At 55.8% G+C, this 23,992-nt stretch carries 24 protein-coding genes; 9 read left to right on the forward strand and 15 right to left on the reverse strand.

Annotated elements, in window-relative coordinates:
• Nucleotides 1-47: 47 nt before the first annotated feature.
• From mmsB to ACR0BD_RS15330, 4 genes are all read right to left on the reverse strand, one after another.
• The gene (gene mmsB, locus ACR0BD_RS15315) at nucleotides 48-920 is read right to left on the reverse strand and encodes a 3-hydroxyisobutyrate dehydrogenase (protein ID WP_480831713.1); all 873 of its coding nucleotides are present in this window, start codon (nucleotides 918-920) and stop codon (nucleotides 48-50) included.
• A 1-nt stretch (nucleotide 921) separates the two neighbouring features.
• Nucleotides 922-1,962 (reverse strand): enoyl-CoA hydratase/isomerase family protein, encoded by a 1,041-nt coding sequence (locus ACR0BD_RS15320; RefSeq protein WP_480831715.1) that lies wholly within the window; start codon nucleotides 1,960-1,962, stop codon nucleotides 922-924.
• Nucleotides 1,963-1,969: 7 nt separating this feature from the next.
• Nucleotides 1,970-3,112, reverse strand: a complete 1,143-nt coding sequence (locus tag ACR0BD_RS15325) for an acyl-CoA dehydrogenase family protein (protein WP_480831717.1) — start codon at nucleotides 3,110-3,112, stop codon at nucleotides 1,970-1,972.
• A 117-nt stretch (nucleotides 3,113-3,229) separates the two neighbouring features.
• The gene (locus tag ACR0BD_RS15330; RefSeq protein ID WP_480693383.1) at nucleotides 3,230-4,345 is read right to left on the reverse strand and encodes a carboxylate-amine ligase; all 1,116 of its coding nucleotides are present in this window, start codon (nucleotides 4,343-4,345) and stop codon (nucleotides 3,230-3,232) included.
• Between the two features lie 130 nt (nucleotides 4,346-4,475).
• Between ACR0BD_RS15330 and ACR0BD_RS15335 the strand changes: the two genes are divergently transcribed.
• Both ACR0BD_RS15335 and ACR0BD_RS15340 read left to right on the forward strand, forming a co-directional pair.
• On the forward strand, nucleotides 4,476-5,327 hold the full coding sequence (locus ACR0BD_RS15335; RefSeq protein ID WP_480831719.1) for a class I SAM-dependent methyltransferase: 852 nt from the start codon (nucleotides 4,476-4,478) through the stop codon (nucleotides 5,325-5,327).
• 70 nt (nucleotides 5,328-5,397) lie between these two features.
• Nucleotides 5,398-5,874, forward strand: coding sequence for a fasciclin domain-containing protein (locus ACR0BD_RS15340; RefSeq protein ID WP_480693385.1), 477 nt, complete (start codon nucleotides 5,398-5,400; stop codon nucleotides 5,872-5,874).
• Nucleotides 5,875-5,923: 49 nt separating this feature from the next.
• Here ACR0BD_RS15340 and ACR0BD_RS15345 read toward each other — a convergent pair whose 3' ends face one another.
• Nucleotides 5,924-6,523, reverse strand: a complete 600-nt coding sequence (locus ACR0BD_RS15345) for a L,D-transpeptidase (RefSeq protein ID WP_480693386.1) — start codon at nucleotides 6,521-6,523, stop codon at nucleotides 5,924-5,926.
• Between the two features lie 178 nt (nucleotides 6,524-6,701).
• Complete coding sequence (locus tag ACR0BD_RS15350; RefSeq protein WP_480693387.1) at nucleotides 6,702-8,201, reverse strand: CoA-acylating methylmalonate-semialdehyde dehydrogenase; 1,500 nt, start codon at nucleotides 8,199-8,201, stop codon at nucleotides 6,702-6,704.
• A gap of 103 nt (nucleotides 8,202-8,304) precedes the next feature.
• On the opposite strand from ACR0BD_RS15350, the gene ACR0BD_RS15355 reads away from it, so the two are divergent.
• From ACR0BD_RS15355 to coaD, 3 genes are all read left to right on the forward strand, one after another.
• Nucleotides 8,305-9,207, forward strand: a complete 903-nt coding sequence (locus ACR0BD_RS15355; protein WP_480831721.1) for a LysR family transcriptional regulator — start codon at nucleotides 8,305-8,307, stop codon at nucleotides 9,205-9,207.
• Between the two features lie 60 nt (nucleotides 9,208-9,267).
• A complete protein-coding gene (locus ACR0BD_RS15360; protein WP_480693389.1) occupies nucleotides 9,268-9,705 on the forward strand; it encodes a CBS domain-containing protein in 438 nt (145 codons plus the stop codon).
• A gap of 85 nt (nucleotides 9,706-9,790) precedes the next feature.
• Nucleotides 9,791-10,282, forward strand: a complete 492-nt coding sequence (gene coaD, locus ACR0BD_RS15365; RefSeq protein WP_480693390.1) for a pantetheine-phosphate adenylyltransferase — start codon at nucleotides 9,791-9,793, stop codon at nucleotides 10,280-10,282.
• Here the strand turns inward: coaD and gap (ACR0BD_RS15370) are convergent.
• The 3 genes from gap (ACR0BD_RS15370) to gap (ACR0BD_RS15380) all read right to left on the reverse strand — a co-directional run bounded on the left by gap (ACR0BD_RS15370) (nucleotide 10,274) and on the right by gap (ACR0BD_RS15380) (nucleotide 12,577).
• Nucleotides 10,274-11,278 carry a type I glyceraldehyde-3-phosphate dehydrogenase gene (gene gap / locus ACR0BD_RS15370; protein WP_480831724.1) on the reverse strand — a complete coding sequence of 335 codons (1,005 nt, stop codon included), beginning with the start codon at nucleotides 11,276-11,278 and terminating at the stop codon, nucleotides 10,274-10,276. The genes coaD and gap (ACR0BD_RS15370) overlap by 9 nt on opposite strands.
• An 82-nt stretch (nucleotides 11,279-11,360) precedes the next feature.
• A complete protein-coding gene (locus ACR0BD_RS15375) occupies nucleotides 11,361-11,504 on the reverse strand; it encodes a hypothetical protein (RefSeq protein WP_480693392.1) in 144 nt (47 codons plus the stop codon).
• 71 nt (nucleotides 11,505-11,575) lie between these two features.
• Nucleotides 11,576-12,577 carry a type I glyceraldehyde-3-phosphate dehydrogenase gene (gap, locus tag ACR0BD_RS15380; RefSeq protein ID WP_480693393.1) on the reverse strand — a complete coding sequence of 334 codons (1,002 nt, stop codon included), beginning with the start codon at nucleotides 12,575-12,577 and terminating at the stop codon, nucleotides 11,576-11,578.
• A gap of 183 nt (nucleotides 12,578-12,760) precedes the next feature.
• On the opposite strand from gap (ACR0BD_RS15380), the gene ACR0BD_RS15385 reads away from it, so the two are divergent.
• Nucleotides 12,761-13,699: a DUF808 domain-containing protein gene (locus ACR0BD_RS15385; protein ID WP_480831726.1), complete on the forward strand. Its 939-nt coding sequence runs from the start codon at nucleotides 12,761-12,763 to the stop codon at nucleotides 13,697-13,699.
• A 47-nt stretch (nucleotides 13,700-13,746) separates the two neighbouring features.
• Here ACR0BD_RS15385 and ACR0BD_RS15390 read toward each other — a convergent pair whose 3' ends face one another.
• The gene (locus ACR0BD_RS15390; protein WP_480831728.1) at nucleotides 13,747-14,097 is read right to left on the reverse strand and encodes a hypothetical protein; all 351 of its coding nucleotides are present in this window, start codon (nucleotides 14,095-14,097) and stop codon (nucleotides 13,747-13,749) included.
• Between the two features lie 164 nt (nucleotides 14,098-14,261).
• Complete coding sequence (gene tkt, locus ACR0BD_RS15395; protein ID WP_480693396.1) at nucleotides 14,262-16,283, reverse strand: transketolase; 2,022 nt, start codon at nucleotides 16,281-16,283, stop codon at nucleotides 14,262-14,264.
• Nucleotides 16,284-16,517: 234 nt separating this feature from the next.
• Here tkt and ACR0BD_RS15400 point away from each other — a divergent pair, with 234 nt between their 5' ends.
• The 3 genes from ACR0BD_RS15400 to ACR0BD_RS15410 are packed head-to-tail and all read left to right on the forward strand — an operon-like array spanning nucleotide 16,518 to nucleotide 18,057.
• Nucleotides 16,518-17,315 (forward strand): hypothetical protein, encoded by a 798-nt coding sequence (locus ACR0BD_RS15400; RefSeq protein WP_480831730.1) that lies wholly within the window; start codon nucleotides 16,518-16,520, stop codon nucleotides 17,313-17,315.
• Complete coding sequence (locus ACR0BD_RS15405; RefSeq protein ID WP_480831732.1) at nucleotides 17,315-17,710, forward strand: cell division protein ZapA; 396 nt, start codon at nucleotides 17,315-17,317, stop codon at nucleotides 17,708-17,710. The genes ACR0BD_RS15400 and ACR0BD_RS15405 overlap by 1 nt, the downstream gene beginning before the upstream one ends.
• Complete coding sequence (locus tag ACR0BD_RS15410) at nucleotides 17,707-18,057, forward strand: MliC family protein (protein ID WP_480831733.1); 351 nt, start codon at nucleotides 17,707-17,709, stop codon at nucleotides 18,055-18,057. The genes ACR0BD_RS15405 and ACR0BD_RS15410 overlap by 4 nt, the downstream gene beginning before the upstream one ends.
• Here the strand turns inward: ACR0BD_RS15410 and grxD are convergent, their stop codons facing one another.
• The 4 genes from grxD to ACR0BD_RS15430 all read right to left on the reverse strand — a co-directional run bounded on the left by grxD (nucleotide 18,058) and on the right by ACR0BD_RS15430 (nucleotide 23,765).
• Nucleotides 18,058-18,420: a Grx4 family monothiol glutaredoxin gene (grxD, locus tag ACR0BD_RS15415; RefSeq protein ID WP_480831734.1), complete on the reverse strand. Its 363-nt coding sequence runs from the start codon at nucleotides 18,418-18,420 to the stop codon at nucleotides 18,058-18,060.
• Nucleotides 18,421-18,834: 414 nt separating this feature from the next.
• Nucleotides 18,835-19,071, reverse strand: coding sequence for a BolA/IbaG family iron-sulfur metabolism protein (locus ACR0BD_RS15420; RefSeq protein WP_170354080.1), 237 nt, complete (start codon nucleotides 19,069-19,071; stop codon nucleotides 18,835-18,837).
• Between the two features lie 135 nt (nucleotides 19,072-19,206).
• Nucleotides 19,207-21,366 (reverse strand): phosphoribosylformylglycinamidine synthase subunit PurL, encoded by a 2,160-nt coding sequence (gene purL, locus ACR0BD_RS15425; RefSeq protein WP_480831736.1) that lies wholly within the window; start codon nucleotides 21,364-21,366, stop codon nucleotides 19,207-19,209.
• 152 nt (nucleotides 21,367-21,518) lie between these two features.
• Nucleotides 21,519-23,765 carry a mechanosensitive ion channel family protein gene (locus ACR0BD_RS15430; protein WP_480831738.1) on the reverse strand — a complete coding sequence of 749 codons (2,247 nt, stop codon included), beginning with the start codon at nucleotides 23,763-23,765 and terminating at the stop codon, nucleotides 21,519-21,521.
• Nucleotides 23,766-23,992 lie beyond the last annotated feature (227 nt).

A 23,992-nucleotide genomic window follows, 5' to 3' on the forward strand; every position in this document is an offset into this window, starting at 1 on the left:
GGTGCTTTTGGGTCAACCCTATAGGCGACAACACGCCGAGCGCTGTGTCAACTTCGCCCACGCTTTTCAAAGCGCGGCAACATCGCCGAGAAATCCTTGCCCAGACCATCTTCTTCCTCGACAAACCGGGCGTACAGTTCGGTTGCCGATTGACCCATAGGTGTATCTGCATCCGAGCTTTCGGCAGCTTGTTGGCTAAGACGCAGGTCTTTCAGCATGAGTTCTGCAGCGAAACCGGGTTGATAGTCATTATCCGCAGGGCTGGCAGGGCCAACGCCCGGGGCAGGGCAATAGGCGTTCATCGTCCAGCTATACCCCGAAGACGTGCTGACGACGTCGAACATCTTTTGTCGGTCCAGCCCAAGCTTGTCAGCCAGCGCGAACGCTTCGCACGTCGCGATCATGGTGACACCCAAAATCATGTTGTTGCAGATCTTTGCGGCTTGCCCCGCGCCGGATACTCCGCAGTGCACCGCTTTCTGCCCCATGATGTCAAACAGCGGGGCGGCCTTGGCAAAGGCTTCATCGCTCCCTCCGGCCATAAAGGTCAGCGTACCGGCCGCGGCGCCGCCAATACCGCCCGACACCGGAGCGTCCACGGCCTGCACGCCAACCGCGCTAGCCTGATCCGCAACGGCGCGCGCGCTGTCGACATCCACCGTAGAACAGTCTACCCAAACAGACCCGGAATCCATGGCAGGCAGGATCTCGTCTGCGACCGAGCGAAGGATTGGTCCGTTGGGCAACATGGTTATGACAATGTCCGCTCCGGCGGCCGCTTCGGCCCCGGAAGATGCCATTCTGACACCCGGGACATTTACATCTGCCATATCAAAACCGGTCACCTCGTGTCCGGCTTTGGCCAGATTGGCGGCCATTGGGTTTCCCATATTCCCGAGGCCGATAAACCCGATTTTCATTTCAATCCTCCTCGAATGTCAGGGTATCCTTACCCAATGGCTGTAGCATTTTTGAAACGTCTACAGCCGGCACTGGTTGATCTTTGTACCGCCATCGCGGGTTGCGATCTTTGTCGATGATCTGTGCTCTGATGCCTTCCAGAAAATCGCCATGTTCCATCGCGCGAAATGTGAACCGGTATTCCAGTTCAAGCGCTTTTCTGATGCTCAGGTTGGTTGAACGCAGCCGATGGAGTATCTCAATCGTGCATGCCATCGAAAGCGGCGCACTGCGGTTCATAAGCTTTAAGGCATTCGCGGCGATCTCTTTGTCGGAATGGCGCAAGGTGTTTAGCACGTCCTGCAAGGTTTCGCCGTCAAAACACGCATCTATATCGGTTCGAATGCTTGCCAAGGTACCGTCCTGCGGCATTTCTGCATGGCTGGCCAAATGCTCAAGATCACCCGAAGCCTCAAGCATTTCGATTAGGTCAGGCCAATTCGCCTGTGGTATGTAATGATCGGCAAACCCGGCGAAGATCGCGTCACTTGCGTTCATCCGATAACCGGTTGTTCCCAGGTATTCTCCGATCCGACCGGGTGCGAGCGAAAGCATCAAGGTGCTTCCGACATCAGGAACCAGCCCAATTCCACATTCAGGAAGGGCGATCTGACTGCTTTCGCCAACAACGCGATGGCTTCCGTGGCACCCGATACCTACGCCTCCGCCCATAGTGAAACCTTGCAAAAAGCTCACGATTGGTTTGGGGTATTCGAAGATCACGGCATTCAGCCGATACTCGTCGCGCCAGAACGTGCGGCCATAGGTGAAGTCACCTTGTTTCCCTGTGTCGTATAATTCGGCGATGTCGCCACCTGCGCAAAACGCCTTTTCACCTTCGGCGTCCAGAATGATCAGGTCGATTGCATCGTCTTCGCGCCAGTTACGCAGCGTGGCATCAATAGCCATGCACATATCGTAACTGAGAGCGTTCAGAGCTGACGGGCGAGTGAGGGTGATGCGCCCAGCGCGGCCCGTGGTTCGAATGTCGATATCTGCCATCTGATCCTCAGCGGTTGGCGATCATTTGCCGGGATACGATCACGCGCATGATCTCGTTCGTGCCCTCAAGGATCTGATGAACCCGCAGGTCGCGGACCAGTTTTTCGATGCCATAGTCGGCAAGGTATCCGTAGCCGCCATGCAACTGAAGACATTGGTCGACGACTTTAGAACCGGTTTCGGTGACGAACTTCTTGGCCATGGCACAGAACTTTGTTGCGTCCGGAGCTTCTTGATCCAGTTTCCATGCCGCCTGTCGCAAAAAGGTGCGCGCAGCCTGCAACTCGATCTCCATATCGGCCAGACGGAATTGCAAGGCCTGAAACTGGTCGATCGATTGACCAAAGGCGCGGCGTTCCGACATGTATTGCAACGTCATATTCAAACCAGCCTGCGCCGCACCAAGCGAGCATGACGCGATATTCAAGCGTCCACCATCAAGGCCCATCATGGCGTATTTGAACCCGTCGCCTTCGATGCCGACAAGGTTTTCGGCCGGGATGGTACAATCATCGAATTGCACCTGCGCCGTGGGTTGGCTTTTCCAGCCCATCTTCTGCTCAAGCGCGCCAAAACTTAGACCTGGGGTGCCGTCTTCGACGTAAACGGTCGAAATCCCCTTTGGGCCGTCTTGTCCTGTTCGAACCATGCAGACATAGGCGTCGGAATAGCCACCGCCAGAGATAAACGCCTTACTGCCGTTCAGCGTGTAGCCGAGGTTTGTGCGGTCCGCGCGTGTTTTCAATGCCGCAGCGTCCGAGCCCGACCCAGGTTCCGTCAGGCAGTAGCTAAGCACAGTGTTCAAGCTGAGCACGTCGGGCATGACGCGGGCTTTGAGGTCGTCTCCGGCAAAGCTGTCCAGCATTTTGGCGCACATGTTGTGAATGGACAGAAAGGCCGCAACAGACGGACAGGCCATCGACAACGCCTCAAAAACCATCGTTGCATCAAGTCGGGACAAGCCCGAGCCGCCGTTGGTCTCGGGTACATACAAGCCACCGAACCCAAGCTCGCCCACGCGCGGCCATAGATCTTTGGGGATTGTGCCGTCTTCTTCCCATTGGCGGGCAAACGGGGCGATGTGTTCTTGCGCAAAGTCGTATGCCATGTCGAAGATCGCTGTCTGCTCTTCGGTCAGGGCGAAATCCATATCTTGCCTCCCACGTCGCCGGTCGAATTGAACGAGTGTTTATTTCTTAATCCTTACAGAAATTTTGCACGCTCAGCAATTGCCACAGCGCGAGAGTCCGCGGTTTAGGATCAGGCCTCACAAGTCGTGGTGGAACTCATCAATCAGATGCCGGACGACCGCTCTGCCGGGGTCTTCTCCGCGCGCTGCGGCTTCGGCGTACACGCGTCGTTGACGTGTTGCCGAGGTTCCGTTTTGCGCAATCTGCTGGAGCCGGGCCAGCTCGGTCATGGTACCCAGCGCCTCAGTATCTTCGGCCAGCATACCCATCAATTCACCAATGAGTTCGGGCATGGGTTTGATGGATCGGTCTCCAAAGTCGATCATGCCTTCGCCAACACCGTATCTTTGGGCCCGCCACCGGTTTTCGCCGATCAAAAACTGATCGTAGTGGCGCCACCGCAAATTTCGGTCTTTCAAGCGCATCAGCATGCGCGTCAGTGCCTGCACCATGGCTGCAAGGGACAGGGCGTGTTCCAATCGGGGCTGTACGTCCATGATCCGGGTTTCCAAGGTCGGAAAGCGATGCGAAGGGCGCAGATCCCACCAGATTTTGGACGTGTCTTCTATGACGCCTAGCTCGACCAGAATACCTGTGGTGCGTTCATAATCGCCCCAACTGGCATGTACTGGCGGCAACCCTGTGCGCGGCAGGTTGTCAAAAACGGTCAGCCGATAGGATGAAAGGCCAGTATCTTCGCCGTTCCAATAAGGGGAAGATGTGGACAGAGCCAAAAGATGGGGCAGGAAATAGGATAATTGCGGCATCAAATCTGCGCGCAGGGCAGGGTCCTCGATGCCGATATGGACATGCATACCGCAAATCAGCATGCGCCGCGCCACTCCACCCAACGCATGATGCAACGCATCGTAGCGGTCTTTTCGCGTATGATGCTGTTTTTTCCAATCTGCGAACGGGTGACAGGATACGGCGATCGGCGCGAGGTTGTATTCGGCGGCACGCTGGGCCACGCAGCTGCGCAAACGTTTCAGGTCTTCCCGCGCTGAGCCGATTGTCGGATGGGGGCGGGTGCCCACTTCGATCTGGCATTGCAGGAATTCGGGGCTGACCTGACCTTGGAAATCGTTTTGACACGCTTCCATCAAAGCCGCGGGTGCCTCGGCCAGTTCAAGCGTATCGCGATCGACCAGAAGATACTCTTCTTCGATGCCCAGCGTGTATTCCTGCTGCATGGCGACCCTCGCTGCTGTATTCCGAACAGTGAATACGGAATTCAACTTCTTGCCAAGTGTTTAGCTTGCGAACCCCCCGGCCACAGCGATATGCAGCATGCAGGTATCTGTCAAAACCCGGAGTCCGTGCGTGAAACCCAGGAAATTCCCAAAGATCAACGCCGCATTGGACGAGCTGGGTGTAAAGCTTGTCGACAAGATCGTCGAAAACGATGAGCGCGCCCGGCTGGAGGCATTCGAAAAAGCAGGTGGATTGACCAAACCAGCATATGCGTTGTCACCGGGGATGGAGGCGTTTGATATTGCCCCGCTGGTTTCGGAATATGCCGAAAACGCCGATGCTTTGGCCGCGCTAAAGGATCCGCAGCGGAATAAAACTGGGTACCGAGCGGAAAACGGATACTACGATAGCCCTGACGCTGATGCGCTTTATCTCATGATCCGGCGGTTTCAGCCCAAAAGAGTGATCGAGGTCGGCTGTGGAAACTCGACCCGCGTCACACGGCAAGCGATTATTGACGGCGGGCTGGACACAAAGATCACGGCAATTGATCCGTATCCGCGCGCAGATATCGCCCATGTCGTGGATCAATTCGAGCAAAAGCGGTTGGAAGAGGTTGATCCTGCGGTGTTCGACCAGCTTGAGGCTGGGGATGTTCTCTTTATCGACTCCAGCCACGTTGTCCGCATGAGCAATGATGTCGCGCATCTGTTCTGCCGCATCATTCCTACCCTGAAACCGGGGGTGGTGATCCACGTGCACGATGTTTTTTTACCGTATGAATACCCGAAACGTTTTTTCTATGACTGCCCCGGCTGGGGCGAGCAATACATGCTACATGCGCTTTTGCAATCTGGCGCGTTTTCAATGCTTTGGCCCGGATACTACCTGCAGCAGGACCGCCCCGATGCAGTCGATGCGCTACCATTCTTAAGGGACGGCAGGGCGCAGAGTATCTGGGTGCAGATCAAAGAAAATTGATATCAATGTGATCCGGTGCGACGATAGGTCCGTAACCCTTTTCATAACAAGCTGGAGAGGAGTTACAGCCATGTTCCGTCGCACACTCATGGGCGCCGCCGCCGCACTTGCACTAACACTGCCCGTCAAAGCACAAGCTGCCGACATCGTCGACACAGCCGTGTCTGCAGGGTCGTTCAACACTCTGGTTGCCGCAGTGCAGGCCGCAGGTCTGGTCGAAACCCTGAAGGGTGATGGCCCGTTCACAGTTTTTGCCCCCACTGATGAGGCATTCGCGGCTCTGCCTGAAGGTACAGTTGAAACCCTGCTTCTGCCGGAAAACAAAGATCAGCTGGTCGAGATCCTGACCTATCACGTTGTGCCTGCGAAGGTGATGTCCGGTGACATCGCTGGTAAACGCGCCAAGGTTCTGACGGTTCAGGGCGACCGTCTGAGCGTCAACGCCAAGCGCGGCGTCAAGGTGAACGATGCCGAAGTTGTGCAGGCCGATATTGAGACAAGCAACGGTGTGATCCACGTCGTCGACTCGGTAATCTTGCCGGAATAAGATTGATATTAACAAAAAAGCCCCGGTCCTTGCGGCCGGGGCTTTTTTGTCAGACCAGACGGACTTGGGTTCCGATCTGGACCAGAGGATACAATTCCTCGACGTGCTGATTATAAAGTCCGATGCACCCGGACGAGCTTTGCCGTCCAATCTTGCGCGTATCGTGGGTGCCATGCACCAAGTAAGCCGGCCATCCCAGATACATCGCGCGTGTACCCAGCGGGTTACCCGGGTCTCCGCCTTCCATCCGGATCGGCAGGGATGGATCACGCTCACGCATGGACGCGGTGGGCGTCCAGCTAGGGTGCTCGCGTTTGCGGACAACTTCGGTATATCCGCGCTTGGTCAACTCTTCGCTCATCGGAACAGAACTGGGGTACAGTTTGTACGTCCCGTCGGGCCCCCAGTAATGCACGGCGCGGCTTGTGATATCTGCCAGCAGGCAACCGGCACCTAGCTCATCAAAATGATCCTGCCAGTTCTGCTGAGAAAAGGACGATACGTTACGACGCACCGGAAGTTGCGTGCTGATCGCATCTTCGGATTGCGGGAAAGCATCAGTGCTTTGCGCGCGGACAAGCGCAGGTGTCGCCAAAAAGGATGCTGCCCCCAACAAGGCAGAGCGACGGGTGATACGAGGATTAGACAATTTCGCCTCCGGATCAGAAACTGCTCGAGCTTAATTTAGCCTAAAAATATTGGGAAAGACCCGCTTTTTAAAGATGTTGCAGTCTGAATTTATCGTGAGGCTCACAAAAACGTGGGTTTTGGCAGGTCGCCGCCGAAAAAACCGGCCCACAGGGGCCGGTTTCTGGTGTCGAAAAGACTTAGTCCATGGCTTTGAAGTTGAACTCACCGCCTTCTTTGATGCCTGATGGCCAGCGGGCCGTCACGGTTTTGGTGCGGGTGTAAAACTTGAAGCTGTCTGGTCCGTGCTGGTTCAAGTCGCCGAACATAGATTTCTTCCAGCCGCCAAAGGTGTGGTAGGCCAGCGGAACCGGGATCGGCACGTTAATACCGACCATCCCAATGTTAATGCGGCTGGCAAAGTCACGGGCTGTGTCACCGTCGCGGGTGAAAATAGCGGTGCCGTTTCCGTATTCGTGGTCCATCGCCAGTTTCAGCGCTTCTTCGTAAGAACCTGCGCGGACTGTCGACAGAACCGGGCCAAAAATCTCTTGCTTGTAGATGTCCATGTCCGGGGTGACATGATCAAAGAGGTGAGGCCCGACAAAGAAGCCGTCCTCGTAGCCCTGCAAGCTAAAGTCCCGATTATCCACGACCAGTTTGGCACCTTGTTCGACGCCAGAATTGATCAGACCAAGGATGCGCTCTTTGGCAGCACCGGTTACAACCGGACCCATGTCGACGTCATCGCCAGCAGTATAAGGGCCAACTTTTAGCTTTTCGATACGGGGTACCAGCTTTTCGATCAGCGCGTCGGCGGTCTCTTCTCCGACTGGGACAGCGACGGAAACAGCCATGCAGCGTTCACCTGCGGCCCCAAAGCCCGCACCAACCAATGCGTCCGCGGCCTGATCCATATCTGCGTCGGGCATGACGATCATATGGTTTTTGGCACCGCCGAAACACTGTGCGCGTTTGCCGTTCGCTGTGGCGCGGGAATAGATGTATTGCGCAATCGGGGTCGATCCGACAAAGGACACGCCCTGAATGACTTCGCTATCCAACAACGTATCGACGGCCTCTTTGTCGCCATTTACGACTTGGAACACGCCTTTTGGAAGGCCGGCCTCTATAAACAGTTCGGCCAGCATCAATGGAACAGAAGGATCACGCTCGGACGGTTTAAGAACCACTGCGTTACCGCAGGCAAGCGCCGGACCCACGTGCCACAGCGGCATCATGGCCGGGAAGTTAAAGGGCATGATCGACGCCACAACGCCCAGCGGTTGACGCATCGAGTACATGTCGATTCCAGGGCCAGCGCTATCGGTGTATTCGCCTTTCAGCATCTGCGGTGCGCCAATGCAGTATTCGATAACTTCCAGCCCGCGCTGAAGATCCCCCTTGGCATCGGGGATTGTTTTGCCGTGCTCGCGGCTTAGTGCTTCGGCCAATTTGTCCATGTCACGATTCATCAGGTGAACCATCGCCATCATGACACGAGCGCGTCTTTGCGGGTTGGTCGCACCCCATTCTGGTTGCGCTGCAGCGGCGCTTTCAATCGCGGCTGTCGTCTCTGCAGCGCTGGCCATCGGGCATTTATACTGCACTTCGCCAGTGGCCGGGTTGAATACATCGTCAAAACGGCCGGATGTGCCAGCGACGTTTTCACCGTTGATGAAGTGGGACAGTTCGGTCATTGCGAATTCCTCCGGTAATTTTGAGCGCAGAATAGGCTTGCATAAATCCTGTGAACAGAGGCAATTTCCCAAAGATGTTTTGCAAAAATGCAAAGGGTGGTGCGTGACTCCTAACTGGGATGACATGAGGGTGTTTCTGGCCGTCGCCCGCGAAGAAAGCCTTTCGGCGGCAGGGCGTCAGCTGAAGATCGATCCAGCCACTGTTGGGCGAAGGATCGCGCGGCTTGAGGCGTCGCTGGATACATCTTTGTTCACGAAATCGCAGCTCGGTTATGTACTCACATCGGCTGGTGAGCGGTTATTGGACCACGGCCTTAAGGCAGAAGAGGCGATGCGTTCGGCTGCAGGGGCTATGGCAGGCTCTTCAAAAACCCTGAGCGGGCAGATTAGGATCGGTGCACCAGATGGGTGTGCCAATTACCTACTGCCGCAGGTTTGCGAAAAAATCTGCGATGCGAATCCCGATCTGGATATTCAAATTCTGGCGCTGCCACGGGTGATTAACCTGTCTCGTCGCGAAGCAGACATGGCCGTGACAGTCAGCGCGCCAACCGCAGGTCGATTGGTGGTGCAGAAAATCACAGACTACAAATTGCACCTTGTCGCCAGCAAAGACTATTTGGCGAACCGCACTGGTATAACAAAACCAAACGATCTGAACGGCCACAGGATGATCGGCTATATCCCAGACATGATTTTTGACCGGGAACTCGACTACCTTGTGGATATCGGAGTTGACCGTGTCGCGCTTGCATCGAATTCGGTGTCTGTGCAATTGCGTCAGGTTTCGCTTGGATCAGGTATTTGCATGGCTCATGATTTCACGCTGCCTTTTCACCCAAGTCTGAAAAAAATCCTGACAGAACAGGTGAGTTTGACGCGCAGCTTTCATCTGGTTCGACATCAGGGTGATCAGCGAAATGAACGGCTGAATCGTTTTGCACAGGCGTTAACCATTGGTATTCGGGAAGAAGTTGAGCGGCTTGAAGCCGAAGCTTCACCTTGACACATTCAAACATTCCGGCAACGCTTTGTAAAACAGACAGTTATTTCGGAGGTTACGTATATGCTTGTTCAGGCCATTCTGAAATCCAAGGCCACCGAAGGGGTTGAAACGGTCAACCCGGATATGACTGTGTCCGACGCGTCCAAAATTCTTGCGGAAAAGCGGATCGGTACGGTCGTGGTGTCCGAAGATGGCGGCGAAACAGCATCCGGTATCCTATCGGAACGTGATATCGTACGCGAATTGGCTGCCAGTGGCAGCGGATGCCTTAGCCAGCCTGTCAGCGCATATATGACCCGCGATCTGGTTACTGCGACACGGCAGGACTCGGTCCAGGACGTTCTGAGCCGAATGACTGAAGGGCGTTTTCGCCATATGCCGATTGTCGAAGAGGGTAAATTGATCGGAATCGTTACATTGGGCGATGTCGTAAAAGCGCAGCTGTCTGAATTGGCGATGGAAAAAGAAGCGCTCGAAACAATGATTATGGGTCACTAATTCCAGGTGGCGACGCACCCGTCTATTGAACCTGCCGCAGAGTTGTGTTTGCTTGCGCAGAAATTTTGTTGCGCAGGAGGTCGCGATGAGGGTTGGATTATATCCCGGAACTTTTGATCCAATCACCTTGGGTCATATCGACATCATTCGACGTGCGGCTGCCTTGGTGGATAAGCTCGTGATCGGGGTCGCCATCAACCGGGATAAGGGACCTTTGTTCACCTTGGAAGAGCGTGTCGCGATGATCGAGGCTGAATGCGCCCATCTGACAAAACAGACGGGAACCGAGATTGTTGCCCATCCTTTCGAAAACCTGCTGATCGATTGCGCCCGCGATGTTGGGGCGCAAATCATCGTGCGTGGCCTGCGGGCTGTGGCCGATTTCGAGTATGAATTTCAGATGGTTGGGATGAACCGCGCGCTGGACGACTCGATCGAAACCGTTTTCCTCATGGCAGAGGCACGGCATCAGGCGATTGCGTCAAAGCTGGTTAAAGAGATCGCGCGTTTGAACGGAGACGTGTCGAAGTTCGTCACGCCCAGCGTCAACACAGCTTTGCGCGAGAGGCTAGGTTAGGGCACCCATTTTCGCAGCGGTATCCAGCATACGGTTCGAGAAACCCCACTCATTGTCGTACCAGGCAAGAACGCGCACCAACGTGCCGTCTGTCACCTTCGTTTCGGGCAACGACACGGTTGAACTGTGGGCGTCGTGGTTGAAGTCGACCGAGATCAACGGGCGGTTTTCTGCAGCCAAGACACCCGGCATCTGTGCTGCGGCCTCAATAAAAAGGGCGTTAACCTCTTCTTCCGTGGTCGGGCGGGATACTTCTGCCACCAAATCAACAACCGAGACATTGGACGTCGGAACACGAATTGCCTGACCAGTGAGTTTTCCAGAGAGTTGCGGTAAAACCAAGCCAACCGCTGATGCAGCGCCTGTTGTCGTTGGGATCATCGACAAGGCAGCCGCACGGGACAGATACGGATCTTTTCCTGCAGTGTCGTGGACGGGTTGGCTGGCGGTGTAGGCGTGGATCGTTGTCATATTGCCATGAACGATTCCCAAGCCACTGTCCAAAGCTGCTGCGACAGGCGATAGGCAGTTCGTAGTGCAAGAGGCATTCGATACAACTGTGTCCTCAGCGGTCAGTTCGTTATCGTTCACCCCAAAAACGACAGTTTTCACAGCACCATCACCGCGCGCTGGCGCGGAGATTAGAACCTTTTTTGCACCGTTTTCAAAATGGCGATACGCGGCTTCGCGTGTTCTGAAAACGCCGGTGCATTCCAAAACGACATCTACGTCGGACCAATCCAGTTTTTCAGGATCGCGTTCGCTGGTCAGCCGGATCGGACCCGCGCCGACATCCAGACCCGCATCTGTCAGCGTAACGGGTTTGGAGTATCTTCCGTGAACACTGTCAAACTCGAACAGATGAGCGTTCATCTCGGGCTTTGCCAGGTCATTGATGGCAACGATTTCTACATCTGTTCGACCGGTCTCTGTCAGCGCGCGCAGAACTCCGCGGCCAATACGTCCAAATCCGTTAATCGCCAGCTTCAATGTCATGGTCTTCTCCGTGCGGGTAGTGGCCAAAATCTGGTTAGCGCTAACAAAGCGGGATTGATGAAAAAGTCAAGAAAAACCTATGTCAGCGCCAGAACGCGAGCCAGTCCAAAAACGCGTAAAGCTTTTTACCTAAAAAGATAAAATGCTCGGTGCCGAAAATGGCGAAATCCAGAATAAAGCCACCAAGGATCAGAAGGCCCAGCCAGATAGCTATTTGATTGGTCATGGTGGTCCCGAATAAAAACGCCCGCTCAGATAACCTGAGCGGGCGAATAGGTTCAAGAATTCGGTGGCGTCTTAGTTAAGGCGACCCATTGCAACCGCGACATCTGCCATGCGAACCGAGAATGCCCACTCGTTGTCGTACCAGGCTAGAACGCGGACCATGCGGTCATTCACAACGCGGGTTTGGTCAGGTGCGAAGATCGAGCTTTCTTCGGTATGGTTGAAGTCTGTGGAAACAAGCGGTGCAGGCTCATAGCCAAGAACACGCTGCATTGGACCTTGTGAAGCGTCGCGAACGATGGCGTTCACTTCGTCAACAGTCACATCGCGCCCCGCGCGGAAAGTCAGGTCGACTGCCGACACGTTCGGGGTAGGCACCCGAATGGCCGAGCCGTCCAAGCGTCCCTTGAGGTTTGGAAGGACTTCACCCAGTGCCTTTGCTGCACCGGTGGACGTCGGAATCATCGACATGGCAGCGGCGCGCGCGCGGTACAGGTCGCTATGGCGACGGTCCAGTGTCGGCTGGTCGCCGGTATAGGCGTGGATCGTTGTCATGATGCCGTGTTCGATGCCGATACCTTCGTCCAGCACCTTAGCAAGCGGAGCAAGGCAGTTGGTCGTGCACGACCCGTTCGATACCATACGATCATCTGCCGACAGGCTGTTATGGTTGACGCCATAGACGATCGTTTTGTCGACGTTTTTGCCCGGAGCGGACAGCAACACCTTGTGTGCACCACGTTCCAGGTGTGTCTTGGCTTTCAGACCATCGTTGAATTTGCCCGTGCATTCCAGAACGACGTCGCAGCCTTCCCAGTCCAGCTCGTTCATGTCATAGGTCGAAAACATCTGCATCGGACCGCGGCCCAGATCCATCGTGTTGCCTTCGATGGACACGTCACGCGGAAAGCGACCGTGAATGCTGTCGTATTTCAACAGATGAGCTGTTGTCTCGAGCGGGCCGGTTGCGTTGACCTTGATCACTTCGATGTCGTTACGGGCAGAAGCCGCGATATGCGACAGCGTGCAGCGGCCGATACGGCCAAAACCATTGATGCCGACCTTGATGGTCATCTGACGTCTCCAAAATGCGCTTGCTCTTAGGGCCATATAGCGGCCCCCAAGCATTCCCAAAAGCCCAAAAGTGACATATTTTTAACGTGTTAGCGCAAACCTCTGCCGATTGCGCTAACGCTTGCGCTAGCTGTCCGATCAGGTAGGGTCACGCGTGCGACAGGTGGATAGAAAGGAATTGCCATGAGCGGTCTTTTGGCGCTGTTGGATGATGTTGCCGGGATTGCAAAAGTTGCCGCAACCTCAGTGGATGACGTAGTAGCTGCTGCCGGCAAGGCAGGGGCAAAGACGGCCGGCGTGATCATCGACGACGCGGCTGTGACGCCAAAATACGTTCAGGGTTTCGCACCAGCGCGCGAGCTTCCCATCATCTGGCGCATTGCGCGCGGGTCGATCTTTAACAAGATCATTCTATTGCTGCCGGTCGCTTTGCTGCTGGCCAATTTTGCGCCGTGGCTGATCACTCCGCTTTTGATGCTAGGGGGATCATATTTGTGTTTTGAAGGGGCTGAAAAGATTTTCCATGTGCTGTTTCCCCACGGAAGCCACGTTATCGACGCGGATATGAAAATCCGAGACCCCGGCCACCTGGAGGAGCAGAAGGTCAAAGGCGCCATCAAAACAGATTTCATCCTGTCGGCCGAAATCATGACGATCGCACTTGCCGCCATTGAAGCGCCGAACTTTTGGATGCAGGCGGCGACATTGGCGGTCGTCGGTGTTGGAGTAACAGTGGCGGTCTATGGCTCGGTTGCGTTGATCGTCAAGATGGACGACGTGGGCCTGTTTCTCGCCCAAAACGCGCCGACACCGATTGGTCGCGGGACAGGACGCGGTCTGGTCAAAGCGATGCCAATCGTGATGAAGGTGCTGTCAATTGTTGGGACTGCGGCAATGCTCTGGGTCGGTGGATCGATCATTATCCACGGGCTTGAAGTGCTGGGTTTTGGTTGGTTGGGCCACCACGTCCACGATTGGGCGCATGCGATAGGGCTGGCGGTTTCGGCACAGTACAGCGCAGCGGTGGAATGGATAGCCAAGGCCACAATGGATGGTGTGTTTGGTCTGGCGTGGGGTTTGGTTCTGATTCCGGTGGCGACCAAACTGCTCAAGCCGCATTGACCACATTGTGTGACCGCGCCGCCAAGTTGAGCGGCGCGGCGTGGTGCTTAGAACGCGTTTGGATTGCCGGATACGACGACGCCCGCACCGTCAACTTTGCCGTCCTTGAACAATGTGACTGCGGCCCCTTCGATTTTAAGGTCCCAACAGTTTTCCGGGTCGGCGCCATATTGGAAACACATACCGCTATCCGTCGCCTTCCACTTTCCGGTGTAGCCGTCGCCTTTAATGGTACCATCCGCAGCGTAGTATTCCGTGAATGCCCCTGAAAGCATCCCACCCTGATAGGTATGGTCACTCATGGCGTTTTGGATTTCATCCTTGGATGCAAAGTCACCGGCAAAAGCTGAAGTTGCGGTAGCGAGCGTGACGGCGCAAAGCGCAGCGCGGAGTTTCATGGCACAATTCCCTGTGTTTAGTCGAACTGCCTGCAGTTAAGTTGAATTGACCATAGGGACAGGGCAGGGTGGCTCACGCCTTGTCACCGTTCTGTGACAGATGTCCGCGGCAACAAAAAAAGGCGACCACAATGGGCCGCCTTTCCAGAAACATAAGCTGATGATCAACCCAGCAGTTCTTTGACTTTGGCCACGGTTGCTTCGGCAGTGATGCCGAAGTGCTTGTAAAGCTCACCTGCGGGGGCGGACGCGCCAAAGCTGGACATGCCGATAAAGCCTGCCTTGGCTTCGCGGCCACGCTCACCCAGCAGCCAACGATCCCAGCCACCGGCGCGCACGGCGGCCTCGATGCCAACGCGGACGGCTCCAGCGGGCAGAACGCGTTTGCGGTAGGCTTCGTCTTGTTCAGCGAACAGCTCCATACAGGGCATGGAAACGACGCGAGTGCCGATGCCGTCAGCTTCAAGCATCGCTTTGGCTTCCATCGCCAGCGACACCTCAGAACCCGTTGCAATCAGGATGGCCTGACGTTTGCCTTCAGCCTCGGCCAGAACATAGGCACCTTGGGCAACCAAGTTTTTGGTCTTGTGATCCTTGCGCACGGTCGGAACGCCCTGACGGGTCAACGACAGGACAGATGGGCTTTCCTTGAAGGTCAGCGCCAGTTCCCACGCTTCAGCCGTTTCAACAGTGTCAGCGGGGCGGAACACATAGGTGTTGGGTGTTGCGCGGCTGATGGCCAGATGTTCGACCGGCTGGTGGGTCGGACCGTCTTCGCCCAGACCGATCGAGTCGTGGGTCATCACGAAGACCGACGGGATTTTCATCAGCGCGGCTAGACGCATGGACGGGCGGGCATAGTCGGTGAAGGCCATGAAGGTCCCGCCATAAGGGCGGATGCCACCGTGCAACGCCATGCCGTTCATCGCAGCGGCCATGCCGTGTTCCCGGATCCCGTAATGGATGTAGCGGCCCTTGCGATTTTCCGGCAGGAACACACCCATATCGGCCGATTTGGTGTTGTTCGAACCGGTCAGGTCAGCCGAGCCGCCCACGGTTTCGGTCATGATCGGGTTCACGACGTTCAGAACCTTCTCGGACGAGGCGCGGGTGGCCAGCTTGGGCTGATCCTCGGACATCTGTTTCTTGAACGAACGGATCGCACCAGCCAGTTTCTTGGGTGCCTCAAACGCATAGGCGCGGTTGAACTCGGCCTGTTTGCGCTCGGACAGTTGCGCAAAGCGTTCTTCCCAAGCGGCACGTTCGGCAGCACCGCGCGCACCAATCGCTTCCCACGCGGCTTTCACATTCGCAGGAATCTCGAACGCGTCATGAGGCCAGCCATAGCCTTCTTTGGCGGCTTTCAACTGGTCTTGATCGGTCAGCGCACCGTGGCCTTTCGACGTATCCTGCGCCGCGTGACCCAGAGCGATGTGGCTTTCGCAGGCAATCATGGTCGGCTTGTTTGACTTTTTCGCCTGTACGATGGCTGCATCAATCGCCTGTGGATCATGGCCGTCGATCTCGATTACATGCCAGCCCGAGGCCGCGAAACGGCGCACCTGATCGGTGCGGTCGGCGATGTCGACAGTGCCGTCGATGGTGATGTTGTTGTTGTCCCAGAAAACGATCAGCTTGCTTAGTTCATGGCGCCCGGCCAGAGTGATCGCCTCTTGGCTGACACCTTCCATCAAACAACCATCGCCTGCGATCACGTAAGTGTAGTGATCGACGACTTTCTTACCGTAATGCGCGCGCTGAATCTCTTCGGCCATGGCAAAGCCTACAGCGTTCGAAATGCCCTGACCCAGCGGGCCGGTGGTGGTCTCGATCCCGTCGACCAGGAAATTCTCGGGGTGACCTGCGGTTTTGGCACCCAGCTGGCGGAAGTTCTTGATCTCGTCCAGCGTGACGTCCGAATGACCTGTGAGATACAGCAACGAATAGATCAGCATCGAGCCGTGACCGGCGGACAGGATGAACCGGTCGCGATCTGGCCAGCTTGGGGCCGAGGCGTCGAATTTCAGGTGCTTCTCAAACAGAACGGTGGCAACATCAGCCATGCCCATTGGCATGCCGGAATGGCCGGAATTGGCGGCGGCGACGGCGTCCAGGGTCAGGGTGCGGATGGCCGCAGCTTTGTCCCAATGTTCGGGGTTTGCATTGCGCAGCGCAGTCAGGTCCACGGGCGTTGTTCCTTTGGATTAAGGGCAGATTGCGCGCTCAATACCATTCAGTCCCCAAAGTGCAAGCAGAACTGGGGGTTACGATGCGATTGAGGTTCAAGAACGCATTCCAAGTGGTTGAAAGCAAACAGTGGGTATTTTCTACGGCATTGGGTTAGACTAGGCCAATACGTGGATTAAATTGATTCGTACAAACCACAGTACAAGGGACCTTGGACAAGAGGTGGCAGGGGCATGAGCCAGATCGAAGAATTACAGCGCCGTATTATCGCTGCGATGGAGCGGATCGGAACCGGGGTCGATGCCTTGCAAAACGCGGCGCCGGTCGAAGCCGGTGAAGATGAGACGCTGCGCGCGGCATTGGATGACGAACGGGTTGCGAACGCTCAACTAGAAGAGCGGCTGAAAACGCTTAAGCTGCGTCACGAGCAAGAAGTCGACGCCATGCGCGCCGATATGGAAAAGCTTCGAAACGTACCCACCGAAAGCCCTGAAACAGGCATACTGCGCGAACAGTTGGCCGAGGCGACCGCGAAACTTGCTGCGGTTGAGGCGGCGCGATCTGAGTTAGCAGAGGCAAAGGCCGCGCTCGAAAATCAGGACGAGGTGAATGCGCTTCGGGCTGAAAACGATCAACTGAAGAGTATCGCCACCGCTGCTGAGGCCCTTCAAACCGAAAACACGCGGTTGAAATCCGAACTTGCGGATAGTGAGCGTGTCGCTGAGCTTAGCGCAGAGCTAGAGATGCTTCGCGCAGAACGCAGCAGCCACGGGGCAGCAATGTCTCGCCTAGATGACGACTTGCAGCGCATGCGCAAGGCAAACGAACAATTGCGCCAATCCGTGGATGAGCTGCGCGCGGCATCGGAAAACGGAATGACGGATGCTGAGTTGTTGAACCGTGCCACGGTAGCCGAATTGGAAGCGACGCGTGCGGCGCAGGCGACGGATGCAGCCGAAGCCCATGCCGTTCTTGCGCGATTGGAGCCCTTGTTATCGCAAGCGAAGCTGGCTGAAGGAGAGGTAGAGTAATGCCCGAAGTTACCATTCAAATCGGCGGGCGCGGCTTTGATGTATCGTGCCAGGACGGTGAAGAGGTTTTTCTGCAAGCTGCGGCCAAATTATTGGATGATGAGGCGCAAGTCCTGTCTGACCAGATCGGACGGATGCCAGAGTCCAGGATGCTGCTGATGGCGGGCCTTATGCTGGCAGACAAGACCGCCGCGACGGAAGACAAAATCCGCTCGCTGGAAGGGCAACTGGCTCAAGCTCAGGCAGAGGTTCAAGCTTTGCAAAACAAGCCGCAGCCTGCACCTGAAAGGGTCGAAGTTGCTGTCGTTCCTCCATCGGTGACGGATACACTTGCCGAACTTGCGGCGCGTGCCGAAGCGCTGGCCTCGGTTGTCGAAGAGAAATCGAACGGATGATCCAGCGGACAGCATGTGTTGTGGGGCTGTGCACGGGTGTTTTCGCTACATCAGCGTGGGCCCAGATGGATATTCTGCCCGTTACCTTCAACTGCGACGGTGGGGTCCAGTTGCAAGTGGCGTATTTCAACGCGCCGGACGGAACAAGCGCCGCTGCAATGATGGTCGATAACCAACTTGTGGCATTGCAGCAAACCGTAAGTGGATCTGGGATACGCTACGAATCCACCGGACCGAATGGGCGTTACATCCTTAGGTCGAAAGGTTGGGACGCAACGGTCAGCTTCCTGGCGGCCGGTGATGCCGCCAGTGAAGATATCGTTCTTGAGAACTGTTCCAGCCGTTAATCAGGCGTTGGCTTCGCGAATTTTGTCGGCTGCATCCTTGTTGTAGCCGACGCCACTGTCGTCAAACAACGTGTCCAGCTCGCCGGACAAGGTCATCTCGGTGATGATGTCGCATCCGCCTACGAATTCGCCTTTGACGTAAAGCTGCGGAACGGTCGGCCAATCAGAATAGTCTTTGATGCCCTGACGGACCTCTTCGTCGGCCAGAACATTCACGTCGGTGTAATCAACGCCCATGTAATTCAGAACACCAGCCACGCGGGATGAGAAACCACATTGCGGCATTTCCTTGGTGCCTTTCATGTACAGCACCACATCGTTGGCTTTGACGGTTTCGTCGATCTGGGTTTTCACATCGGTCATTTTGCGTTTCCTTTTTCCCCGCGTCCGGGGTGTTGGTTTCATCCTTTGACAAACCCTTGGGTCTATCTTTCTTCCTGTAGCTGGCTGTGTTCAGCTTGCGCTGGCGTGAGTTGGTCGAGACCATAGCGTTCGATACCGCTAGTATTGCTTAGCTTTTCAAGATCCGCGCGCATATTAGCTGAGTTTCTTTTTCTGTTTTATTTCACATAGGCTTCGATCAGGGCCGCGACAACTGTCAATACAGCCAACTTTGGACATAACGAGACAGGCTAATCTGGCGGAGGATCGGACCGCGTCTTACCACGTCGTTTTCGCATGTAGTAAATAACCAGTCCGGGAGAGCCGATTAGGACCACTAGGCCGAACAAGACAAGTAATATGCCGTATGCCGCAACTGAGCCGTAGATTGTCAGGTTACTCCGGCACTTTAGTAGTCAGCGCCAATGCGTGCAGCTCTCCATCTGGGCCATCCATCTTGCCTTTCAAGGCCGCATAAACTGCGCGCTGTTGCTGAACACGGTTTTTACCGCGAAAACTTTCATCCACGACCATGGCGGACATATGTACGCCGTCGCTGCCGCCAACCTGTATTTCCGCATCCGGAAAGGCTTCGCGCAGCAGGTGTTCGATTTCGTGGGCGCTCATCGGCATGTAGGTTACTCCTGAAAGTCTTTCCCAAGATGTAGAGCGCCAACGCGAGGCGCGCAAGGGTGTGAACGGAGCTGCAAAACGACAAAACCTGCGCTCGGCAAAGCGCAGGTTTTTTAGCCAACCTATGATGAGGTTTTAAGCGACAGCCTCAGCAAAACTGTTGCGGAAAGTGGAAGTCATTTCGGACAGAGGGGCCTCGGAACTACCGATCCGCACGTTTTCGCCGGTGAAACGCCCGACAGAAACCAATGGAACACCAGCTTGGCCGGCCGCGATCATCAACGCTTCGGCCTGATCAAAGTTGCAGGCTACCAGATAGCGTGCCTGATCTTCGCCAAACAGAAAGTCGGTTGACGCATCATCAAGATGCACACCAACCCCAGCTGCCTCGGCCAGTTCGAACGCTGCCAGTGCAAGGCCGCCATCGCCCAGATCGGTACACGCCTTGATCATCTCGCGGTTGGCACGGATGAAGTCGCCGTTGCGCTTTTCAGCCTCCAGATCAACGTGGGGGGCGTCACCGTCTTCACGGTTGAACACCTCGGCCAGCAGGGCGGACTGGCCCAGATGGCCCTTCGTTTCGCCAATAACCAGCGCGACATGGCCTTCGCGGACCTCATTGCCGATGATCTCATCGGTGTGGGCAAGCAGGCCCACCGCGCCAATGGTCGGGGTCGGCAGGATCGCCTGACCGTCGGTCTCGTTATAAAGCGAGACGTTGCCAGAAACGATGGGCATGTCCAGAGCGGCGACAGCCTCGCCAATGCCTTTAATCGCGCCGACGAACTGGCCCATGATCTCGGGCTTTTCGGGGTTACCGAAGTTCAGGTTGTCAGTGGTTGCCAAGGGCTTGGCGCCGACCGCTGTCAAGTTGCGGTAAGCCTCGGCAACTGCCTGTTTACCGCCTTCAATCGGGTTCGCACGGACGTAACGCGGTGTGACGTCGCTGGTGAAAGCCAGTGCTTTGTCTGTGCCATGCACGCGGACCATGCCAGCACCCAAACCCGGAGTGCGGGCTGTGTCGGCCATGACCATGGTGTCATATTGCTCGTACACCCACTGCTTGCCTGCATAGTTGGGCGAAGAGAGCAGGGCGCGCAGGCCGTCGATCGGATCAATCTTAGGAACCTCGGCCAATTCCTCGGCGGCAGGCGTTTCGACCCATGGGCGGTCGTACTCGGGCGCGGTTGACGAGAGTTTCGACAGGACCAGATCGGCTTTGACCTCGCCATTATGGACGATGAGGAAACGATCCTCGGCAATCGTTTCGCCGACGATGGCGAAGTCCAGATCCCATTTTTCGAACACGGCGCGGGCTTCGGCTTCAAGCTCGGGCTTGAGGACCATCAACATCCGTTCCTGAGATTCCGACAGCATCATTTCATAGGCGGTCATGTTTTCTTCGCGCTGGGGAACGTTTTCCAGATCAAGGCGCACACCAAGACCGCCCTTATCACCCATCTCAACGGCGGAACAGGTCAGGCCTGCAGCGCCCATATCCTGGATCGAGATTACGGCACCGGTCTGCATCAACTCCAGCGTCGCCTCCATCAGTCGCTTTTCGGTGAACGGGTCGCCGACCTGAACGGTAGGGCGCTTTTCTTCGATCGTGTCGTCGAATTCGGCCGAGGCCATGGTCGCGCCGCCCACGCCATCGCGGCCGGTTTTGGCACCCAGATAGACGACCGGCATACCAACGCCCGATGCGGCTGAGTAGAAAATCTTATCGCTGTCAGCCAGGCCAGCGGCAAATGCGTTTACTAGGCAGTTGCCGTTATAGGCTGGGTGGAAGCGAACCTCGCCACCAACGCACGGCACACCGAAACAGTTGCCATAGCCGCCAATTCCTTCAACAACGCCGTTGACCAACTGACGGGTTTTGTGGTGACCGGGTTCCCCAAAGGACAGGGCGTTCATTGAGGCGATGGGCCGCGCACCCATGGTGAACACGTCACGCAAAATCCCGCCGACACCGGTTGCGGCACCTTGGTAGGGTTCGATGTATGAGGGGTGGTTGTGGCTTTCCATCTTGAAGACAACGGCCTGACCGTCGCCGATGTCTACAACCCCGGCGTTTTCACCGGGACCGCAAATAACCTGAGGGCCAGCGGTCGGCAGAGTGCGCAGCCATTTCTTGGAGGATTTATACGAGCAGTGCTCGTTCCACATCGCTGAGAAAATGCCCAGCTCTGTAAAGGTCGGCTCGCGCCCGATGATCTCGAGGATCATGTCGTATTCTTCGGGCTTGAGCCCATGTTCAGCAATCAGATCCGGGGTGATGGCGGGCTCTTGCATCGTTTGTCCTGTGTCCAAAGGGGCCGAGATTTCGCGCCTTTTAGGGCAAGGGCGCGCCCGTGGGAAGGGTCAAGACACCGCAGAGGTCAAAAGCACGGAAAATTAGGGGGTTTGAACCGCACCCAATACCATTTTGGGTGCGGTGTATGGAATTAACCTTGGGCTGGGCCCTGGCCCTGATTAACGGCGTCGCTGGCCGCCGCGCCGATAGCTGCCTTTTGTTGATCGGTGATGTGCTCCGCTTCTTCTAACCCCGGAATCGCCACACGAACTTCACGGCGGGCAAAGTCGATCCCGTTTTCCTTAAAGGCCGCTTTGACGCGGTTGAAGATTTCCTTACGAAGGGTGAACTGCTTGCCTGGCTTGGCCATGAATTTGCCGCGGATGATCATGCCCACGTCGTCAAAATCGAACACACCTTGCGACTTGAAGGGCTGCAGGAATCCGTCCTTGTGCAGTTCGTCTTCCATCATCTCGGCACCGATCTTCTTGAAGATTTTCTTAACCTTGTTGGGGTCGGTGTCGAAGGGCACTGTGAACTTAAGCTTCATGATGACCCAGTCGCGACTATAGTTGGTCAACTTCTGAATCTCGCCGTAAGGAATGGTGTGGACCGGGCCGCGGTGATGGCGCAGCTGCATTGACCGGATTGAGATTTTTTCGACAGTTCCGGTCGTTCCGCCAACGTCGACATACTCACCCACCCGGAACGCGTCATCGATCAGGAAGAAAATACCCCCCACGATGTCCGACACCAGTTTCTGAGCACCAAAGCCAATGGCGAGGCCCAGGATACCGGCACCGGCCAAAAGCGGCGTGATGTCCAGACCCAGCGCGCCTAGCGCAAGAAGTATGAAGATCACAGCTATAGCAATCTGAGCCGTAACCCGCAGAAGGGGTAAAACAGTGGCCAGACGCGAACCACCCGCGCCGCCACCTTCGCCGGCTTCTTCGTCTGGGCTCTGCCCAGAGGCGGTCATCTCTTTGGCAAGGCGGCGGTTAATCCAGAGCGATACGACTTCGTTCAGAATGTAGCCCACCGCAATGATAATGAAGAATTGGATCAGACGGCTGCCGGACTCATCGCCGCCTCCTGCGATTTCTCGCAAGTCTAGGTCCCAGGCATTCGCAATCATCAGGATCACCAGAATGCCAGCCAATACGCGACCGATGCGAATGTAACTGCGTTTGGTCGACTTATAGGCCTGCTCGGCAATCGGGCCTTCGCCCAGCATGGGGGGCTGCAGGTGACGTACAAGGCCGCGGATCAACGTATCCAGCGCGGGCGCGATCAACAGCCAGAACATCGTGGTGAAATGTGCGCCTTTGACCAACAGCGCAATCGTGGTTGGATCCCGTTGAGCGACAAGGAACTCAACCAGAACCCAACTGGCGGCTGATACACCAATTGCGAAGTAGGGGTAGTAGTGGGCGACTTGTTCGTCGAACTGACTGTAGTCTGGATCGGTCCCCAACATCATTTGCGACAAGCCTTCGCGTGCTGTCCACGCGATCAGGCCGATGTAAATATGAATGGCCGCGTTGAACCAGAAGATGATGCGCGTGTCTTCTCCGGTAACGCCATTCAGGTCGTTGAAATGGATCAGGAACAAGGTGAACCCGATCAGGAACAAGAGGCCAATCAGATTTCGGTGCAAATACTGCGCCCAGTGATCGTCGGTGTTAACCAAACGGTATTTGGGCTGTTTTGGGGCCAGCAGGAAGCGTGAAACAGCAGCACCAAGACGCGGAATCCAGATCAGATAGAACACGAAAGGTGCGGCATAGGTGATCTGCTCTTGCGTCAGTACTGCGCGCCCCAAAGCGCGGATCACGACGTAGAACACCACAAGTCCAGCGATTTCGCGGCAAAAGCGGCGGAACAGGTAGTTGACGGCGCCCCAAAGGTCACCTTCATCGCCGACTTTCGATGTTTCGTGCCACTTGCGGGTCAACAGGTTGAACAGTTTTTCTGCCGCAAACCCGGCGATTAGAACCGACAAAACCAATCCGAACAAAACAAATACGCCGGTTTCTCCGAAAGTGGTCGAAAAGTTGCTGAATGCGACGACCTGAGCCGAGAATATATTCGGTATGGTTGTCAGGACATGGGTCCAAGAGCCGACCATCTCGGCCCAGATTTCACTTATTTCCGTAAGTGGGTCTTCGACGTTTGCCTGTTCTGCGGCGCGTTGTTCAGCAACAGCGTCCAGACGGTCCAGCAGGATGGCGCGCACTTGATCGTCAGACATTCTGGCAACAAGATCATCGACCTGCTCGGGCGTTAAATTCTCCGGGATGGTGACCGGCGTAGGGGTGCCTGTTTCCTGAGCGGTAACAGGACCTGCTACAATAACGGCCAAAATCAACGCCAGTAAAAGGCGGATGGGGTGAAACATCGAATCTGTCCTCGATCATGCGTCTTGATAATTTTTTCGTGATCATAGGGATAAGTATCGGATTTTCCCAGATGTTTCGTCGTGTTGAAACGGGCTTCTGAACGCAAAGCCAAAAAAAAGGCCGAGCACTAAGCTCGGCCGTAGTCCAACAGGGAGGTATGAAGATGATGAGCGTTTCAGCATCACCGCCTTCGAGTGCTCATTTAGGGATCAGTTTGTTAACGATC

The sequence above is a fragment of the Ruegeria sp. G5 genome (assembly GCF_056533365.1).

Excerpts from the sequence above, each read along its gene's own strand:
- gap (WP_480831724.1), bottom strand. The coding sequence starts at position 11,278 with ATGACATTGAAGCTGGCGATTAACGGATTTGGACGTATTGGCCGCGGA.
- ACR0BD_RS15350 (WP_480693387.1), bottom strand. The coding sequence starts at position 8,201 with ATGACCGAACTGTCCCACTTCATCAACGGTGAAAACGTCGCTGGCACA.
- ACR0BD_RS15360 (WP_480693389.1), top strand. The coding sequence starts at position 9,268 with ATGCTTGTTCAGGCCATTCTGAAATCCAAGGCCACCGAAGGGGTTGAA.
- purL (WP_480831736.1), bottom strand. The coding sequence starts at position 21,366 with ATGCAAGAGCCCGCCATCACCCCGGATCTGATTGCTGAACATGGGCTC.
- ACR0BD_RS15405 (WP_480831732.1), top strand. The coding sequence starts at position 17,315 with ATGCCCGAAGTTACCATTCAAATCGGCGGGCGCGGCTTTGATGTATCG.
- coaD (WP_480693390.1), top strand. The coding sequence starts at position 9,791 with ATGAGGGTTGGATTATATCCCGGAACTTTTGATCCAATCACCTTGGGT.
- grxD (WP_480831734.1), bottom strand. The coding sequence starts at position 18,420 with ATGACCGATGTGAAAACCCAGATCGACGAAACCGTCAAAGCCAACGAT.
- ACR0BD_RS15385 (WP_480831726.1), top strand. The coding sequence starts at position 12,761 with ATGAGCGGTCTTTTGGCGCTGTTGGATGATGTTGCCGGGATTGCAAAA.
- ACR0BD_RS15400 (WP_480831730.1), top strand. The coding sequence starts at position 16,518 with ATGAGCCAGATCGAAGAATTACAGCGCCGTATTATCGCTGCGATGGAG.
- ACR0BD_RS15330 (WP_480693383.1), bottom strand. The coding sequence starts at position 4,345 with ATGCAGCAGGAATACACGCTGGGCATCGAAGAAGAGTATCTTCTGGTC.
- ACR0BD_RS15430 (WP_480831738.1), bottom strand. The coding sequence starts at position 23,765 with ATGTTTCACCCCATCCGCCTTTTACTGGCGTTGATTTTGGCCGTTATT.
- ACR0BD_RS15390 (WP_480831728.1), bottom strand. The coding sequence starts at position 14,097 with ATGAAACTCCGCGCTGCGCTTTGCGCCGTCACGCTCGCTACCGCAACT.
- ACR0BD_RS15325 (WP_480831717.1), bottom strand. The coding sequence starts at position 3,112 with ATGGATTTCGCCCTGACCGAAGAGCAGACAGCGATCTTCGACATGGCA.
- ACR0BD_RS15375 (WP_480693392.1), bottom strand. The coding sequence starts at position 11,504 with ATGACCAATCAAATAGCTATCTGGCTGGGCCTTCTGATCCTTGGTGGC.
- ACR0BD_RS15340 (WP_480693385.1), top strand. The coding sequence starts at position 5,398 with ATGTTCCGTCGCACACTCATGGGCGCCGCCGCCGCACTTGCACTAACA.
- gap (WP_480693393.1), bottom strand. The coding sequence starts at position 12,577 with ATGACCATCAAGGTCGGCATCAATGGTTTTGGCCGTATCGGCCGCTGC.
- ACR0BD_RS15420 (WP_170354080.1), bottom strand. The coding sequence starts at position 19,071 with ATGCCGATGAGCGCCCACGAAATCGAACACCTGCTGCGCGAAGCCTTT.
- ACR0BD_RS15320 (WP_480831715.1), bottom strand. The coding sequence starts at position 1,962 with ATGGCAGATATCGACATTCGAACCACGGGCCGCGCTGGGCGCATCACC.
- ACR0BD_RS15410 (WP_480831733.1), top strand. The coding sequence starts at position 17,707 with ATGATCCAGCGGACAGCATGTGTTGTGGGGCTGTGCACGGGTGTTTTC.
- mmsB (WP_480831713.1), bottom strand. The coding sequence starts at position 920 with ATGAAAATCGGGTTTATCGGCCTCGGGAATATGGGAAACCCAATGGCC.